This is a genomic window from Corynebacterium renale (assembly GCF_002563965.1).
Lineage (GTDB): Bacteria > Actinomycetota > Actinomycetes > Mycobacteriales > Mycobacteriaceae > Corynebacterium > Corynebacterium renale.
In genome coordinates, this window is sequence record NZ_PDJF01000001.1 from 1,283,495 (window position 1) to 1,300,142 (window position 16,648).

Sequence of the window (16,648 nt, forward strand, 5' to 3'; positions counted from 1 at the left end):
TTAATGCAAAAACTGCTGGTAGGAAGCCGTTGCTTGGCGTGCAGCTTCCTTGGATTCGCTGCTGCTCGGGCCGGGTTCGTCGACGAAGACGGCGCGTCGGTAGTAATCCAGCTCCTGAATTGACTCCACAATGTCTGCTAGGGCGCGGTGCGCCATCCCTTTTTCCGGCTGGTTGAAATAAGCCTTGGAGTACCAGCGCTTGGTCAATTCTTTAATGGTGGAGACGTCGATCATCCGGTAGTGGAGCGCCTCGTCGAGGCGTGGCATGTACTTGCGGATGAACGTGCGGTCGGTGGCGATGGAGTTGCCGGCCAGTGGTGCGGGGTGTTCCGGGTCGCAGTGCTCCGCGATGAGGTCCAGTACCTTTTGTTCTGCTTCCTCGATGGATGTGGGGGAGGACTTGATGTCGTCGAGTAGGCCGTTGCTTTGGTGCATGGAGGTGACAAAGTCGTCCATTTCGGCAAGTTGTTCGTCGGTGGCGTGGACGACGACGTCGACCCCGTCTCCGAGAATGTTGAGGTTTGCGTCGGTGATAAGGGCTGCGACTTCGACGATAACGTGGCGCTCGGTGTCGAGCCCTGTCATTTCGAGGTCAATCCAGACAATGCGGTCATTTTTTGGTTTCGTCTCAGACATGGTTCCAGCATAGGCGCAGGGGATATATTCGGTATATCAGCCTGGAGGGCCGTCTTGCAGGGTGTCGCCGAGAGACGGCAAACCACCAATAATCGGGTATCACCCCGAAAGGGGGTACTACATGTTGTGTCCATAGGTTTATTGTCCCCGCTCGATAGGAGACTCAGTCCACCTATAGCCTTTAGGTTAAATCATATCTTTCCTGCGCCAATGACAAGTATGTAATTACCACCTAAAGTTGCACCTCAGGACAGCACGAAAAGTACTCATCGGAGAGCAGGGAGGATGCCAGCATGACCACTGAGCTGAAAATTGTGAAGAAGGATGGCCGCACTGTAGATTTCCGCCCGGCTAAAATTCTCAACGATCTCAGCTCGGCCGAAAGGGTCTTTGGCGTTCATTTTCACGCTCCGAAAAATGAAATTGTGGCGGCCGTCGTAAAGCAAGTGGAAGCCGCGCCGCAGCCACTGCCTTCCGCTGACCTCTTCCACATAGTGGAGAATGCCCTCGCGGAATCGCCGACGGTGCTCGCGGCGTTTAGAGAGTACAAGTCTCGGCAGTCGCAGGTCATCGCGGATTCTACCGATGTTACGCATGCCATTGAGCGCGTCGTGAATAAAGATGAAGCCGTCATGAGCGAAAACGGAAACAAGGATTCGCGCACTTTTACCACCCAGCGTGAAATCCTGGCAGGGGCTGTGACCAAGGCCAAGGGCTTAGAGATGTACCCGGAGGACATCCGCCGCGCGCACATCAAGGGCCTGATTCACCTGCATGACCTGGACCGTTCCCCATTTGGGGCGTTGCCCAACTGCTCGCTTCCGGACTTTGAGTACATGTTGGAGAACGGGTTTGTGTTGGGGAATGCGCGGATCGAGAAGCCGCGGTCCATCGGCGTGGCCGCGACCCTCCTGGTGCAGCTGCTCGGCGCAATCTCCGGCGAGCAATATGGCGGCATCTCCATCCACGAGATCGATCGCCTACTCGAGCCGTACGCCGAAATGACCTTGGAGAAAAACCGTGCGCTCTACGCCGAGGTGCTCGACAGCGCCGCTGAGGTCGAAGCCTTCGCCAAGAAGAAAACGCACAAGGACATTTATGACGCAATGCAGGCCTTCGAATACCAGGTCAACACACTGACCACGGCCGCGGCGCAGACCCCGTTTACGTCGGTGTCCTTCGGTATGAGTACTTCATGGTGCGGCCGTGAAATCCAAGAGGCGATGCTGCGCGTGCGTGAGAAGGGGATGAGCGGGGAGACCGCTATCTTCCCGAAGCTGCTCTACTTCGTTGATGAAGGCGTCAACCACGCCCCCGAGGATCCAAACTACGACCTCAAGCAGCTGGCCATGGAGACCTCCCGTAAGCGTATCTATCCGGATCTGATTTCCGTGCCGCGCATCCGCGAGCTAAAGAACGGTGAATTGATTACCCCGATGGGCTGCCGTTCCTTCCTGCACTATTGGGAGGATAAGGACGGCACATCGCAGGTCGTTGGGCGCAACAACCTGGGCGTGGTCAGCATCAACCTGCCCCGCCTTGGCATCCAGGCAGAAGGGGATTGGGCCACCTTCTGGGCGACTCTCGACGAAGCCTTGGACATCACCTTGCGCGCGTTAAAAATCCGCGAAGACGTAGTCTTAAGCGCTGATATGGAAAACGCTCCTGTGATGTACACCCAGGGCGGAATGGGTAATCCTGAAGGCAAGACCAGCGTGCGCGATTGGTATACCGGCGACAATGAGAAGCGTTCCTCGATCAGTGTCGGCTACATCGGTATTCACAACGCCATGGTCGCGATGACGGGTCAGGTGCGCTGGCAGGAAATGCCTGAGCTGCGCGAACGTGCGCTCGAAATTATGGCGCGCATCAACGCGGCCGTCGACCAGGCGCAGGCTGACTTCCATGCGTACGTGTCGGTGTACTCGACGCCGTCGGAAAGCCTGTGCGACCGTTTCGATGCCATTGACCGTGCCCGCTTCGGCACGATTCCTGGCGTCAACGACCGCGGCTACTACGAAAATTCTTTCCACTTCCCTTCGTATGTGGACACCGACCCGTTTTCGAAGATTCACTTCGAGTCCTCCTACATGGCGTTGGCGCCCGGCGGGTTCATGTACTACGTGGAAGCACCGAACCTGCAAGTCAACCCGTCCGCGTTTGAGGCGTTGTGGGATGAGGCCTTCGATAATGCGGGTTATTTCGGGGTGAACTCGCCAGTGGATGCGTGCTTCGTGTGCGATTTTGAAGGCGAATTCGGCTGCGATAAGGACGGCTACTTCTGCCCGCGCTGCGGCAATCGGGATGAGGAAAAGGCCTCCGTGGTGCGCCGTCTCTGCGGGTACTTGGGCGCGCCGATGAAACGCCCGGTCGTGGCGGGTAAGCAGGAGGAGATTGCTTCTCGTGTCAAGCACATGTGACCTGGACGTGCACCGTCGTTTCCGGGCGCCACACACACCGCCGGAGCGGCTGGCCACGATCGCGCGTACCGACGACCGCTCCCGCACCTGGGCACAAACCCCCGAATTTATGGTCGCCGACTATAAGCCGTTCCAAGTTCTCGACGGCGAGGGCGTGCGCTGCTCCCTGTACGTGTCTTACTGCCCGTTCAACTGCCTGGACTGCTACAACAAAGCTGCGCAAAAACGCAGCTATGGGACCCCGTACACGCCCGGTTTAGAGGAGCGCATCATGGCGGACCTGGGGCGCAATCACGTAGCGGGGCTGACCTTGGTGGGCGGGGAGCCGATGCTTTCCGCACGCCATCTGCTGCCTTTGGTTCGCCGGATTCGGCGCGAACTACCAGGTAAAACGGTGTGGGCGTACACAGGATACCTGTGGGAAACCCTGCAGCTGTTCACCGACGAGCGCCGGGAATTACTCGGCGAACTTGATGTGCTTATCGACGGCCCCTACATCGCCGAGGAGCGCGACCCCGGGAACCCACGCCCGTTTGTGGGAAGCGCGAACCAGCGGGTCCTAGACGTGCAGGAATCCCTGGCCGCGGGTGAAGCCGTGGAGTACGGCGTTTAAGACATCTTCGAGTACACCCACCCCATGAGTGGGGAGAGTGCTGCTGTGGGCAGGATTTGTGAGGTCACGTTCATAAACTTGCCGATTGGCCCAGGTACGATGCGGCGCTTGCCTTCTGCCATGGCCTCCAAAGTTTCCTTGGAGCAGGATTCGTAGGTGGTCCATAGGGCATCGGGGACTACTTTGTCCACGATGGATTTGTCTTCTTCGGCGACCACGGCGTCGCGCACGGGGCCGGGAGCGAGCAATGTGCAGGTCACGCCGGTTCCTTTGAGCTCGTAGTGGAGGGCCTCGGTGAAAGCGTTGACCCCGGCTTTAGTGAATACGTATGTGGCGTTGTTTGGGATGGGGACGTTGCCGGCGGCAGATCCCACGTTGCATATTGCTCCGACGCCGCGCTCGATCATGGGGTTGACCACTGCCTTGGTGAGCCGGAAGACGGCGGTGGCATTCAGGTTGAACTGGTCTTTTTCGTAATTCCAGTCCGCATCAGCGAACTTCCCGAAGCTGGCAATGCCCGCTGAATTAATCAGGATGTGGATGGTGCGGTCCGCGATGGCGCTAATAAGTGCTGTGACCTCCTCGGGGTTGGAGAGGTCGTGGGCCATGACGAGGACCTCAACGCCATGCGCCTCATGGAGCTCGTGGGCCAGCGCTTCGAGGACTTCGCGGCGGCGAGCCACCAGGATGAGATTGTGTCCGGCGAGTGCGAGGTCGCGAGCCATGGCCTCTCCGATGCCTTGGCTCGCTCCGGTGATGAGGGCGTAGCGGTCGGTGGCAGGTGCGGGCAGGCTCATGAGTGGTCCTCTCGGCAGATGTACGGGAAGTTGTGGTTCATGCTAGCAGCGTGGTCCGATACGGTTCGGTGGCGGTGTGCGGGGGTAGGAAAGGGGTAATTAAAAATCTTAAGCCAGTTTAAATCATAAGGTTAGGCTGGCCTTGCAAAGGTAATATTTGGGAAAGGTGAGCCTAAGCGTAGTCTTAGAGGTGCCGGTCAACGGACCGGATGTATGAATCTTTATCGTTGAAAGGCCGGAACCGTGTTCTTGGCAAACTTTCTCATCGCCTTACGTGAAGGCGTCGAAGCAGCCCTCATCGTGGGCGTGCTCGTCGCATTCCTCACGAAGGCTGGGCGCCGGGATGTCCTGCCCAAGCTCTGGCTCGGCGTTGTCGTCGCCGCCATTCTGCCGCTGGCCGCGGGCGCGTTTATGACATGGGGCCCATACACCTTGACCTTCCAGGCCCAAGAGATCCTTGGCGGGGTCCTTTCCCTCGTGGCTGTAGGCATGGTCACTTGGATGATCGTGTGGATGGGCAAAAGCTCATCTGCCCTCGTAGCAGGTCTGAAAGATCAGGCCGGTGCTGCCATCGCGGACGGTTCGAGCGGCTGGGCTTTGGTCTGGATCGCCATCATCTCTGTAGGGCGCGAAGGCCTGGAAACCGCCGTCTTCGTGTGGGCCACAGTCAAGGCCACCGCGCAAGGTGGTTTCGTTGCGCCGACCTTGGGTGTTATCACCGGTCTGGTCGTTGCCATCGTCATCGGCTGGCTGATCTACCGGGGCGCGGTAGCCATCAATCTGCGCCTCTTCTTCCAAGTCACCGCCTTCTTCCTCATCTTCGTTGCCGCCGGCATCTTGAGCTACGGCATTGGCGACCTCCAGGAGGCGAGCGTGCTTCCGGGTTGGGGGAATTGGGTTTACGACCTTTCGCCGTATTTCGACGGCCACATTCCGGGATTGCACCCGGATGCCTGGTGGTTCGTCTTGCTGGAAGCAATCTTCCAGTTCAATCTTTCGCCAACTCACCTCCAATTGGCGGGCTGGGCAGTGTACCTGTGCATCATGCTGGTGCTCTTCTTCTGGAACGTGAAGAAGGGTCCCCGGAAACGTCGTGAAGCAACTGCCGCCCCCACTGCTCCTGCCCAACAACCGGCCTAAGGTCGGCCACATTTTTGAAAGGAACGCTCACCATGCGCAAGCGTCATCTCTCCCTAGTTTTGCTCCCTGTAGTTGCACCGCTGGTCCTGTCTGGCTGCGTGGCTAACGAGCCCGCCAGCACCGAGGCCGCATCCGGCGAGGCTATCCCGGTGGAAATTACCGACACCACCTGTGGCATCGATGTGAATGAGGTCGAATCAGGGCGTGTGGCCTTCACATTGAAGAATGCCGGCACCGTGCGCAACGAGTTCGAAATCTTGGCCGAGGATAAGCTGCGTATCGTCGGCGAACGTGAGAACCTGGGCCCAGGTACCACCACCGATTACACTCTGCTCCTGCAGCCTGGCAACTACTACACTGCGTGCAAGAAGAACATGGTGGGATCGCTTGTCGACGTTCGCCCGTTCACCGTGACCCAGGGCTCCGGCGAGGCCGTCAGCGCTGATGAACAGGAACTCATCGACCAGGCGGTTGTCAACTACACCGCCTACGTGCGCGACCAGGCTGGTCAGCTGCTTGAAGCAACCCAGGCCTTCGCTAAGGATTACGCAGCCGGCAACGACGACGCCGCACGCGCAGCCTACGCGCCGGCGCGTATGTACTACGAGCGCATCGAGCCCACTGCTGAGGCTTTCGGCGACATCGACCCAGCTCTGGACGAACGTGAAGCCGATTACCAAGAGGCTGACGACACCGCTAACCGCGAGTGGACCGGCTGGCACCCAATCGAAAAGGATCTGTGGCGCCCAGAAGGTTTCACCGGTTGGGACGAGGCTAAGCGCCAGAAGCTTGCCGACAAGCTTGTCGAGGACACCCAGCAACTCTATGACCTGGTGTACGCCGATGACTTCGAGATCACGCTTTCCGACATTTCTAACGGTGCAATTGGCCTTCTCGAAGAGGTAGCCACCACCAAGATCACCGGAGAAGAAGAGGCCTTCAGCCACACTGACCTGTACGACTTCCAGGCGAACGTCGAGGGCGCACGCGTGGCGTACGGCAACGTCCAGGAGATTGCGAAGCAGAAGGATCCAGAGCTGGCTGATACCATCGAGGCCCGCTTCACCGCCCTGGAGAAGGAACTCGACCAGTACAAGGAAGGCGAGGGCTACGTCTCCTACGAGAAGCTGGACGAAGCGCAGCGTCGCCAGCTCTCCGACTACGTCGATGCCCTGCGCGTCCCACTGGCTAAGCTCACCGAGGCTGTCTTGTCATGAGCCCCCAGGTAAATCGCCGTCAACTCCTGTTAGGTGGCGCAGGTCTGGGCGCCCTTGCCGGTGTAGCGGCGGGCGGTTTCGGCCTGGGCCGTTCCCAGGCACAGGCGGAGGATGTCTTCATGGGCGCCGTGGATTTCCGGGGCGAACACCAGTCGGGCATCGTCACGCCGGCACAGCAGCAGATGATTATGGTCGCCTTCGACATGGTGGCCGACCGCCGCGCAGACCTCATCGACCTGCTGGAGAAGTGGACCCTCGCCGCTGAGCGCATGCAGGCCGGTGAGCTGGTCAACGATCCAAAAGCGCGCGACGACGTCCCTCCGGACGACACCGGCGAAGCCATGGACCTTGCACCGGCCGCGCTGACCATCACGTTCGGTTTCGGCGCAACCCTGTTCAACCACCCCGAGAAGGGTGACCGGTACGGGATCGCGGACAAGTGCCCGGAGATTTTGGCCGCTGGCATTCCACGGATGGCTGCGGAGAAAATCGATCCGGCGAAGTCCCACGGCGACCTCGTCGTTCAGATTTGCGCCGAGGACCCGATGGTGGTTTTGCACGCGATGCACCAGTTCAAGCGCATCGCGTTCGGCACCGCGTCGGTGCGCTGGATGCAGTTGGGTTATGGGCGCACCTCGTCGACGTCGAAAGACCAGCAAACGCCACGCAACCTCTTCGGTTTCAAGGATGGCACCGGCAGTCTGAAAGGGGAGGATCCCGCTGAGCTTCTCGACGGCCACGTGTGGATCCAGCCCGGCGACGACCAAGGCGATTGGGCCGCCGGTGGCTCCTACCTGTGCTTCCGCAAGATTCACATGATGATGGAAGTATGGGACGAGCTGGTGCTCAACGAACAGGAAACCATCATCGGGCGCAACAAAATTGAGGGCGCACCGCTATCCGGCGGAGAAGAGTTCACGCACCCGGACTTTTCCACCGAGGACATTGCCGAAGACTCGCACCTGGCAGTGGTCCACCCGGACAATAACGGCGGGGCGCACATGCTGCGCCGCGGGTACAACTACACCGAGGGCCTCACGGACCTGGGGCGCCTCGATGCTGGTTTGTTCTTCATCGCGTTCGTGCGTGACCCGCAGGTGAACTTCATCAACATCTTGTCCAAGATGGCTGGTGACCAGCTCACCGAGTATCTCCAGCACACCGCGACGGGCATGTTCATCTGCCCGCCGGGTATCCGCGAGGGGGATACCTTCGTCGGGCAGACGCTACTGGGCTAGTTGTTGGGCTAGTTACTGAACTAGTTTCCGGGGAAATAGGTGCCGCTTACCGTGACAATCGGGGCGGCACCTTTTGTCGCTTCGGAGTCATCGTAGCGGTCGCGCACAACCGTGACAATATCCTGCGGAAGGTCGTACCAGGTGGCCTGGAATGGTTCTTCGAAGGATAATTTTTCCAGGAAGAGGTACTTGCCCTGGTAGGGGATAGCTAGGCCGGTGTGTCCGATGAAGAGGAAGGCTTCGAGGTCCAGGGTGTCGTGCAGGTAGACGTCGATAGGCAGGATTTTGTCTTCGGCAAACGTGATGCCGTGCTCGGCCTGGTATTCGGTGATGGTGCTAGCCAGTTCTGCTTCGTTGGGTTCGTGGCTGGCGGCGATGCGCCCGTAGATGGCGTTGTACCTGTCCCGGTCGGCGCCGGTGAACAGGGCGGGTTCGCGGTCCATCTGCTCGTGGTCCATGAACAGGCCGGAGGTGTCGGCGCCTTCCGGCTGTGCGACGTCTATCGTGTGCCCGGCCAGCAGGTAGGTCAGCATGCGGCAGTTGACCAAGCGGGGGTTTTCCTGTTGGAGGGCTTCGACGGCCACGCCCGTCTGGTAATTCTGCGGATCGTCAATGGCGTCGTAGGGGATGGCCTCCGCGTAGCTTTCTGCCCAGGAGCGGAAGCCTGCGATCGCGTCTTCTGGCACACCAGCTTCCTGGAGTGCTGTTGCCACGAAGTCCACGGTTTCAGGACTGTGCACGGCAAAGGTGGTGCCGGGTTCCTGTGCTTCGATGATGTCGGCGTTGGTGCGGGCTTCGGTGGCTTGCGTGGTGGTGCTCGTTGTCGCTGCGGTGGTGGTTTCTGACGGGGTGGAATCTGTGCCGGCGCATCCGCTCAGCAGAAGAGCCCCTGCGCAGGTTACTGCGGTTGCTGCCCAGGTAATGCGTGACAATGCTGTGTGACGTTTCATGGTCTCACGCTAGCACGCGGACCAGGCCAGTATTCTTGATTTTTATGGAACTTCCCGAAAGAGTGCAGGCCAACAATGCGCGCCTAGAACGCATCACGGATACAAACGCACGGCTAGCCCTAGTGGCCGACCAGCTGCGTGACGGGTGGCAGACTTTAGCGCCGTTAATTGAGTATTACGAAACCCAGTGGCAAGACGATTTTCACACGTTTAGCGACGAACCGGTGGGCCTTTTCTCCGAGGATGGGGTGTGGAACGAGATGGGTTCCTTCTACCACGCGGTCAAGGAAATTGCCGAGGTCGCCGGCGAGATCGTCAAAGAATATGAGGGCGCGGGGGATTAAACCGCTCCGCGCCCTACCGTTTAGCGCAGCGGGTCGAACGGCTTGATGATGTCGTCGACTTCGCCGGTGGCGATCTGTTTGGCCAGCATCTTGCCGGAAATGGGGCCGAGGATGATGCCCCACATGCCGTGGCCACCGCAGGTGTATACGTTGGGAACCTTCGTCTGGCCGACTAGTGGCAGGCCGTCCGGGGTGACTGGACGGGAGCCTACCCACTCGTCTTCGATATCGGTCCAGTCGATGCCCTTAAACATCGGTTTGGTGGCCTTGATGATGGATTCCACGCGACGCGGCTGGAAGGGCTCGTCGGGGCCACGGAATTCCATGGTGCCGGCGATCTGGAAGCGGCCTCGCGACGGCGCCGGGGTACACGCCACGCGCGTTGCTGGCAAGTAGACGGAGTATTTGGCTTCCTTCTCCGTGGCGACGGTGAAGGAGTAACCGCGGCCGGCTTGGACGCGGGTGCGCACACCGAGGTCTTTGGCCAAACTTGGCATCCACGCACCGGTAGCGATCACGACGACGTCGGCAGGCAGCCATTCGCCGGTAGCTAGCTTGACTGCAGGTTTGCGGGTCGAGCGGACTTCGGTGACTTCGGCGCCGGTGGTGATGGTGCCGCCACGCTGGCGGATCGAGTCTGCGATGGCTTCGCAGAAGATCATGGGTTCGATGTAGCGCTGACCGCCCATCTTGTAGATGGATTGGATGCGGTCGCTGAGCATGGGCGCGTATTCGAGGGCGTCGGCGTTGGAGATTTCCTCAAACGGGATGTCTTGGCCGTGGCGGATGGCACCTTCGACTTCGTCGAGGAATCCCTTGGCTTCTTTTGGCTTCTCGAAGCCGACGATGAAGGGACCTTCGTGGGTGACTGCGTCGACGCCGCCGTCGATAAGCTCATCGAAGGCTCCCAGTGCGGCCTTGTCCGCCGGGGTCAGCGCGGCCATGGTTTTGTCCCATGAACGCTGGTTTGCGCGTGCCATGAACTGGGCGACGAACACCCACAGGTTGGGGTCGATGCGGGTAGGGACGTTGAGGGCGGCGTCACGGTCGAGGAGCGCGGTCGGCCCGTATGCCCACAGTCCGGCGTTCGACAGTGGGATGGTCTTGCCGGGCGCGAGCCAGCCGGCGTTGCCCCACGAGGATCCGGCGGCCACGCCGATGCGGTCGAGCACCTCTACCTCGTATCCGTATTCCTGCAGGTACCACGCGGTAGATAGGCCGGTCATGCCAGCGCCTACGACGAGTGCTTTTGCCATGTGTCCCTCCTTTAAAAAAGTGTGATTGTGATTCACCTACTATCGCCTAAAAAATGTGTCCTGGCTAGCAAAGTGCTGGAATCCGCCGCGTATCGGGTTAGATTGCAAGAAACCGTTATGAAGCGCTGGGAGGGTGCATGAATCGTCCGCTCGATGAGGTAGATCGCTCCATACTTCGCGAACTCAAAAACAATGCACGCCTTCCCATCGCAGAGCTGGCCACCAGGGTTCGGGTCAGCGAATCCACAGCTCACCGCCGCTTAAAGGCGCTTATCGACGCTAAAGTGATTACCCGGTTCACCACAGAAACCGCCCCTGCGGTAACAGCTGACGGGGTGGAAGCCCTGGTGAAAATCCGCCTCCAATCCTCTGCGCGTGCTGGTCTCACCTCGTTCTATACCTTCCTGCGCACCCTGCCGGGCGTGGAGCACGTGTACTTTCTCGCCGGCGACGTGGACTTTGTCGTGCACATGAAAGGCACCGGGGCCCAGGCGGTGCGGCACTTTGTCTCCGAAGTGATTAGCTCGCGCCCCGAGGTTTCAGAAACCAATACATCCCTGATCTTCGAGCACGGAGATGGAACCCATATATAAGGAAAGGAGGGCAGCGGTAAAAACCGCTGCCCTCCTTAATCCCGTGAGGTTTAGAGTTGTTCTGCTACCTGGTTACGTGCAGCAACCAGGTTCTCCAACGACGCCGTGGTTTCTGCGTACCCGCGGGTCTTCAAACCACAGTCTGGGTTGACCCACAGCCGCTCTGCGGGAACGTGGCGCAGCGCCGCCTTAATCAAGGTGACGAGTTCTTCCACGGACGGGATACGTGGGGAGTGGATGTCCCACACGCCAGGTCCGATGTCGGAGTGGAAGTTGTCGTTAAGGTCGGTGAGCAGTTCCATGTTGGAGCGCGCAGCCTCGATGGAGGTCACATCCGCATCGAGGCCAGCGATGGCGTCGATGATCTCGCCGAACTCCGAGTAACACAGGTGGGTGTGAATCTGCGTGGTCGGCTTGGCTTCCACTGCGACGAGGCGGAAGGACTGCACGGACCAGTCCAGGTATTCCTTCTGCTTGTCTGCGCGCAGCGGCAACAGTTCGCGCAGGGCAGGCTCGTCGATCTGGATGATGTCAATGTTCGCGGCCTCCAGGTCACGGACCTCATCAGCGAGAGCGACGGCGATCTGGTTAGCGGATTCTGCCCATGAGATGTCGTCACGCTTGAAGGACCATGCCAGGATGGTCACTGGGCCGGTGAGCATGCCCTTGACCGGCTTGTTGGTCAGCGACTGCGCGTAACCGGACCACTCAGTAGTCATGGCTGCGGGACGGGAAACGTCGCCGTAGATGATCGGCGGACGCACGCACCGGGAGCCGTACGACTGGACCCAGGCGTTCTCCGTGGAGATGAAACCGTCGAGAAGCTCTGCGAAGTACTGGACCATGTCGTTACGCTCAGGCTCGCCGTGTACCAGAACGTCGATGCCCAGTTTTTCCTGCAGTGCGATGACGTCGGCAACTTCCTGCTTCAGGCGCTCGGTGTACTGCTCTTCGGTGATCTCGCCGGCACGGAATTCCTTACGCGCCTGGCGGATCTCCTGGGTCTGTGGGAAGGAACCAATGGTGGTGGTTGGCAGAGTCGGAAGGTGCAGCTTCTCCTGCTGGGCCTTCTTGCGCTCATCGAAAGCCGGTTGGCGTTGCACGCCCTGGGAAGTCAGGCCGGCCACGCGAGCCTGTACCTCACGGTTGGTGGTGAGGGTAGATTCTGCGCGATCGCGAACTACCTGGTCAGCGCGGGCGAAAGCATCCTTGTCGCGGGTATGTAGCGCAACGAGTTCACCAATCTTCTCATCAGCGAAAGCCAGCCATGGCTTCACCTCAGCCGGGAGATTAGATTCCAGTTCCAAGGTGTGCGGGACGTGCAGCAGGGACGTGGTGGTAGAGATTGCAACGTTGTCGTGCTTCTCGCGGAGGCCGTCCAGAATGCTGGCGCGTTCGGTGAGGTTGGCGCGCCAGATGTTGCGGCCGTCGATAAGCCCAGCAACGAGCACCGTCTCAGGGCGAACTGCCGCGGCGACGCGCGCAGGGTAATCAGGCTCTGTGCGCAGAGTGGCAGGGGAGAGGTCGACGTGCAGTGCCTCCGGGGCAGCTGCAGCGAGCGCATCCAGGCCTGCGTGGAGTGCACCGAATGGGCTGGTAACCAGCACCTGTGGGCGCTTTTCTGCGCTGAGCAGGGTGCCGTAGACCTGGGAAGCCAGCTCTGCGAGCTCGGCGTCGGGAAGGTCGTGGTCTGCAACGAGTGCAGGCTCAGCCAGCTGAACCCACTGCGCGCCGGCAGCGTCGAGGGCTTCAAGAACCGTTGCATAAGCGGCAGCCAGGTCAGCGGCGCGGGAGAAACGGTCGTCCCCCTTTGCCAGGGCCAGGACAGTGATCGGGCCGACGAGGTAGGGGCGGACGGTGTGGCCGGCAGCGCGCGCTTCCTCGAAGAGGGCGACAATGCGCTCAGGATTCGGGGTAAATTCCTGGTCGGCGATCTCTGGCACCAGGTAGTGGTAGTTGGAGTCGAACCACTTGGTCATTTCCAGCGGTGCGGTCTGCGCGTTGCCGCGGGCGAGGGTGAACTCTTCGGTCAGGTCCTTCGCCTGGAGAACGCCCGTGGTCAGGGCGGTTTCCAGAACTTGGTCGTAGTACGCTACGTCGGCTGGGATGGCGTAGTCCTCGGTCAGGCCCAGGTTCTTCAACTTGTCGTAGTTGGCTAGGCGAAGTTCATGCGCCTGCTTGGTGAACTCGGCTTCGTCGATACGGCCCGCCCAGTATGCTTCGAGGGCTTTCTTGAGTTCGCGGTGGGCTCCGACGCGGGGGTAGCCCTCAATGGTGACCTGTGGGAAAGTCATGGGAAATCTCCTTGAATAGGTGCTGCTCAGACGCGTGCGCGCCACTGGATATGCAGCAGTTGAGGTAGCTTTTCGCGGGGGCTCCCGGTGCAAGCGGTGAAAGTATGGGAAAGGTTTAGGTGGTGATGCGGTCGAGCAGATCGACGGTCACATCCACATGGTTGTGCGTGTAGATGTGCAGCCCGCCGGCTCCGGCAGCCAGGGATTGCGCCGCAAGCTGAGCCGTGAGCTCCATACCGACCTCGTACTCGTTCTCCGGGCCGGCAGCTTCGAGGGCTGCGCGGATGTGGGAGGGGAGTTCGAACCCGGAGAGCTGGGCCATCTTCTCAGCCCGGGCCAGCGAAGTCACTGGCATGATCCCCGGGATGAGCGGGATGGTCACCCCTGCTGCGCGGGCGTCGGTGAGCATCCGGGCGAATTGCTCGACGTCGAAGTACATCTGGGTAATGGCGAAGTCTGCGCCCGTATCCTGCTTCAATTTCAGGATGCGGATGTCTTCTTCCCAGTTCTCTGATTCAGCGTGTCCGGCCGGGTAGCACGCCACCCCGACGGCCAGGTTGCCGCCGGCGAAGCGGCAGGCCTGCTCGCTTTCTAGCTCGCGTATCGACGCCACCAGGTCCGTTGCGTGTTGCAGGTAACCCTCCGGCAGTCGGTCCAAGCCCTCGGGGAGATCCCCGCGGAGGGCGAGGAAGCCGCGCACGCCGGCGTCGATAAGCTCCTGAACCCCGTCGCGGATTTCCGCTTCGGTGCCCGCGGTGCAGGCCAAGTGGGCCAGTGGGCGGACGCGCGAGTGTTCAGTGAGGTGCTTGACCAGGGCGCTTGTGCCTTCCAGCCAACGGGAGCGCAGGGAGGAAGTGACGGCGATGTAGTCGGGATTGTAAGCGGTCAGGGTTTCCACGACGTGGTCCATTTTGGAACGGTCGTCGGGGTTGCGGGGCGGGATGACCTCGAATGAGAGCGCGAGGCGTGCCCATTTCTGTGTGTTCATGGCCTGCCGCGAAAAGATTGCAGAGTCACCCGCAATCTTGTCCGAGGCGGCCAGTGCTGTTGCGCACATGGCGGTGTCCTTTTCTTCAAGATGTACGTTGCAGGGCTCTGCGTTACGTTGGTTTTGAAAGGTAGCACAGCGCGTAGAAATCTGAACAGAGCTGTCTATAGGTGCGATTTTTCCATAGCGGCTTTGACCAGGGCTTTTGGCGCATAAAAGGTCTGAATTAAATTGTCCGCGCGAGGTGGGTGAAGGGGTCTTGCGGGGCCGGAATAGGTGAACCTTCAGAAGCGTTGTAGGGTGTAAGTACTTGAAACTTCAAATGAAGGAATGCAATGCCGATTTTCCCGCAGAACCCACACCCAAGCTCCCTCAAGCCACGGCCTGCCGAGGATCTCCTCGCCCCAGAAACCGCCATGGGGGCCGTCGAACTCCTCGTGCGCGACCTCGACACCGTGTTGAATTTTTATCACGAAGGAATGCTTCTCGACGTCATTTCGCACGACGGTGCCACCGCCGTTCTAGGCAATGGCGGGGAGCCTTCTGTAATCCTTAAACAGGTTGCTGACCTGCCGCCTTTTGATCCGCGCGGCGCCGGACTTTTTCATACAGCAATCGTCTACCACGACCACGCCAGCCTCGCGGCAGCGGTGTACAACGTGGCCCGCCGCTACCCGCGCTCCTTCCAGGGAACCGGCGACCACATCTATTCGCAGGCTTTTTACTTTGGAGACCCCGAAGGAAATGGCGTGGAACTCTACATTGATCGCCCCAAGGAGCAGTGGCGCAAGGAGGATAACGGCCTGTACACCCAAGCCACCCTCGCGATGGATCCGAACCAGTACCTGCACGATCACCTCGACGAAGCAGCTTTGGGCACAGCACGCTCGACGCTCGGGCACGTGCACCTACAGGTGGGAAACGTAGCCCAGGCTCGAGATTTCTACGCCGGCATCATGGGCTTCGAAGTGACCGGTGAACTGGACACTGTCGTCTTCGTTTCCGCAGGCGGATACCACCACCATATCGGGCTCAACGTGTTTAACTCCGCAGGTGCCGGGCCGCGCGCAGCTACGTACGGCTTGGGTCGGGTAGACATTGACGTCCCTACTGAGGACACACGCGGCGCCCTAGCGGAGCGGCTTAAAGACCACGGTATTGCCACGCGTGACGACGGCCGCACCCTCGAATTCAACGACCCGTGGGATTCGGTAATCCGGGTAAAAGTGGCTGCTTAAATCCTTGGGCTACGCCGTTTTGTTACCGTGACAAGAGTTGGTTAATGGTGCGAAGGGCGTGGTGACGATGGGAACGGCTAAGTGGGTGGTGGGAGGGCTTGCAGCCGGGATGTTCGCGCTCTCCGGTTGTGGGGGCGCGCCAGATAATCAGCCGGCTCCCGCCCCACGCGTTACCGGCACGAATCTAAGTGCCGCGGAATCTGAATCGTCCGCGCAGGGCGACGCCCCTGTCGAATCGGATGAACCGCAGTGCGATGCATCCCTGTCGAACCCCCTGTATGCTGCATCGCAACTTCCTATTGTCGATGGGGGTGAGCAGCAGCTTACCTTCGACATTATCGACGACCACTTCGATGCATGCGCCGAACTGAGTTGGTCTGTCATCGCCGGCGGGGTAGGGCCAGGTAATTCGCAGCGCCAGGGCGTCGTCTTTTTTACACACGGAACTCCGGTTACGGCGCCGGCGCCGTTGCTGCAGGAAGAAATTGTCGCAGTAGAGCGGCTAACCAGCACTACGGTCAAGGTTTCCTACGAAATACTCGTTGGCCCGCGCGCTGCGGCCACCACGATTCCAGGAACAGCGACTTTCCAGGTTGCTGGCGAAGGCCAGCTAGCGGTGGTGGAGAATCTACTACCTAATGAAGCTAACGAGGCTGGAATCCAGGTGGATGTGAGTGGCCTGAAGTAGTTACGGCCGCTTACTTTTGGTGTAAAAATAAAAGCGCCCCCAGCAGGATTCGAACCCGCGACACACCGGGTAGAAGCCGGTTGCTCTAATCCACTGAGCTATGGGGGCAATGCTAGTGCATGATTGCATTAGCGCTCATATCTTAACCCATCGCTTTGTGGGCTTGGATATGACCTGCTCTCCGGTGTTCGAACAACACTGTTTTCTGGTGTCCGGGGTGGCAAGTAGGCTGTCCC

15 protein-coding genes and 1 tRNA gene are annotated in these 16,648 nt (G+C 59.9%); 9 read left to right on the plus strand and 7 right to left on the minus strand.

Annotated features, from left to right (window positions below):
* On the minus strand, positions 1-636 hold the full coding sequence (gene orn / locus ATK06_RS06050) for an oligoribonuclease (protein WP_048380114.1): 636 nt from the start codon (positions 634-636) through the stop codon (positions 1-3).
* Positions 637-929: 293 nt separating this feature from the next.
* On the opposite strand from orn, the gene nrdD reads away from it, so the two are divergent.
* Positions 930-3,056 (plus strand): anaerobic ribonucleoside-triphosphate reductase, encoded by a 2,127-nt coding sequence (gene nrdD, locus ATK06_RS06055; protein ID WP_048380113.1) that lies wholly within the window; start codon positions 930-932, stop codon positions 3,054-3,056.
* On the plus strand, positions 3,040-3,669 hold the full coding sequence (nrdG, locus tag ATK06_RS06060) for an anaerobic ribonucleoside-triphosphate reductase activating protein (protein WP_231913533.1): 630 nt from the start codon (positions 3,040-3,042) through the stop codon (positions 3,667-3,669). The genes nrdD and nrdG overlap by 17 nt, the downstream gene beginning before the upstream one ends.
* Here the strand turns inward: nrdG and cmrA are convergent.
* Positions 3,666-4,466 (minus strand): mycolate reductase, encoded by an 801-nt coding sequence (gene cmrA / locus ATK06_RS06065; RefSeq protein WP_048380110.1) that lies wholly within the window; start codon positions 4,464-4,466, stop codon positions 3,666-3,668. The two genes, nrdG and cmrA, sit on opposite strands and share 4 nt — an antisense overlap.
* Before the next feature lie 243 nt (positions 4,467-4,709).
* Between cmrA and efeU the strand changes: the two genes are divergently transcribed.
* From efeU to efeB, 3 genes are read left to right on the plus strand one after another with little or no spacing between them, the layout of a single operon-like run.
* Complete coding sequence (gene efeU, locus ATK06_RS06070; RefSeq protein WP_098389014.1) at positions 4,710-5,606, plus strand: iron uptake transporter permease EfeU; 897 nt, start codon at positions 4,710-4,712, stop codon at positions 5,604-5,606.
* A gap of 32 nt (positions 5,607-5,638) precedes the next feature.
* A complete protein-coding gene (gene efeO / locus ATK06_RS06075) occupies positions 5,639-6,823 on the plus strand; it encodes an iron uptake system protein EfeO (RefSeq protein WP_048380108.1) in 1,185 nt (394 codons plus the stop codon).
* Complete coding sequence (gene efeB / locus ATK06_RS06080) at positions 6,820-8,061, plus strand: iron uptake transporter deferrochelatase/peroxidase subunit (protein ID WP_048380106.1); 1,242 nt, start codon at positions 6,820-6,822, stop codon at positions 8,059-8,061. Before efeO ends, efeB begins: the two co-directional genes overlap by 4 nt.
* Positions 8,062-8,081: 20 nt before the next feature.
* Here the strand turns inward: efeB and ATK06_RS06085 are convergent, their stop codons facing one another.
* Positions 8,082-9,011, minus strand: a complete 930-nt coding sequence (locus ATK06_RS06085) for a DUF4300 family protein (RefSeq protein ID WP_098389015.1) — start codon at positions 9,009-9,011, stop codon at positions 8,082-8,084.
* Between the two features lie 44 nt (positions 9,012-9,055).
* Here ATK06_RS06085 and ATK06_RS06090 point away from each other — a divergent pair, with 44 nt between their 5' ends.
* The gene (locus ATK06_RS06090; protein WP_048380101.1) at positions 9,056-9,355 is read left to right on the plus strand and encodes a DUF4298 domain-containing protein; all 300 of its coding nucleotides are present in this window, start codon (positions 9,056-9,058) and stop codon (positions 9,353-9,355) included.
* Between the two features lie 20 nt (positions 9,356-9,375).
* On the opposite strand, the gene ATK06_RS06095 is transcribed toward ATK06_RS06090, so the two are convergent.
* Positions 9,376-10,611, minus strand: a complete 1,236-nt coding sequence (locus tag ATK06_RS06095; protein WP_098389016.1) for an NAD(P)/FAD-dependent oxidoreductase — start codon at positions 10,609-10,611, stop codon at positions 9,376-9,378.
* A 137-nt stretch (positions 10,612-10,748) separates the two neighbouring features.
* On the opposite strand from ATK06_RS06095, the gene ATK06_RS06100 reads away from it, so the two are divergent.
* The gene (locus tag ATK06_RS06100) at positions 10,749-11,204 is read left to right on the plus strand and encodes an Lrp/AsnC family transcriptional regulator (protein WP_048380099.1); all 456 of its coding nucleotides are present in this window, start codon (positions 10,749-10,751) and stop codon (positions 11,202-11,204) included.
* Positions 11,205-11,254: 50 nt separating this feature from the next.
* On the opposite strand, the gene metE is transcribed toward ATK06_RS06100, so the two are convergent.
* Positions 11,255-13,498 (minus strand): 5-methyltetrahydropteroyltriglutamate--homocysteine S-methyltransferase, encoded by a 2,244-nt coding sequence (gene metE, locus ATK06_RS06105; protein ID WP_048380097.1) that lies wholly within the window; start codon positions 13,496-13,498, stop codon positions 11,255-11,257.
* Positions 13,499-13,613: 115 nt separating this feature from the next.
* Positions 13,614-14,486 carry a methylenetetrahydrofolate reductase gene (locus ATK06_RS06110; RefSeq protein WP_048380235.1) on the minus strand — a complete coding sequence of 291 codons (873 nt, stop codon included), beginning with the start codon at positions 14,484-14,486 and terminating at the stop codon, positions 13,614-13,616.
* A gap of 335 nt (positions 14,487-14,821) precedes the next feature.
* Here ATK06_RS06110 and ATK06_RS06115 point away from each other — a divergent pair, with 335 nt between their 5' ends.
* Positions 14,822-15,724 (plus strand): VOC family protein, encoded by a 903-nt coding sequence (locus ATK06_RS06115; protein ID WP_048380095.1) that lies wholly within the window; start codon positions 14,822-14,824, stop codon positions 15,722-15,724.
* A gap of 67 nt (positions 15,725-15,791) precedes the next feature.
* Positions 15,792-16,412: an LppP/LprE family lipoprotein gene (locus ATK06_RS06120; protein ID WP_048380093.1), complete on the plus strand. Its 621-nt coding sequence runs from the start codon at positions 15,792-15,794 to the stop codon at positions 16,410-16,412.
* A 34-nt stretch (positions 16,413-16,446) separates the two neighbouring features.
* On the opposite strand, the gene ATK06_RS06125 is transcribed toward ATK06_RS06120, so the two are convergent.
* Positions 16,447-16,520: transfer RNA gene (locus ATK06_RS06125), tRNA-Arg, on the minus strand.
* Between the last annotated feature and the right edge of the window lie 128 nt (positions 16,521-16,648).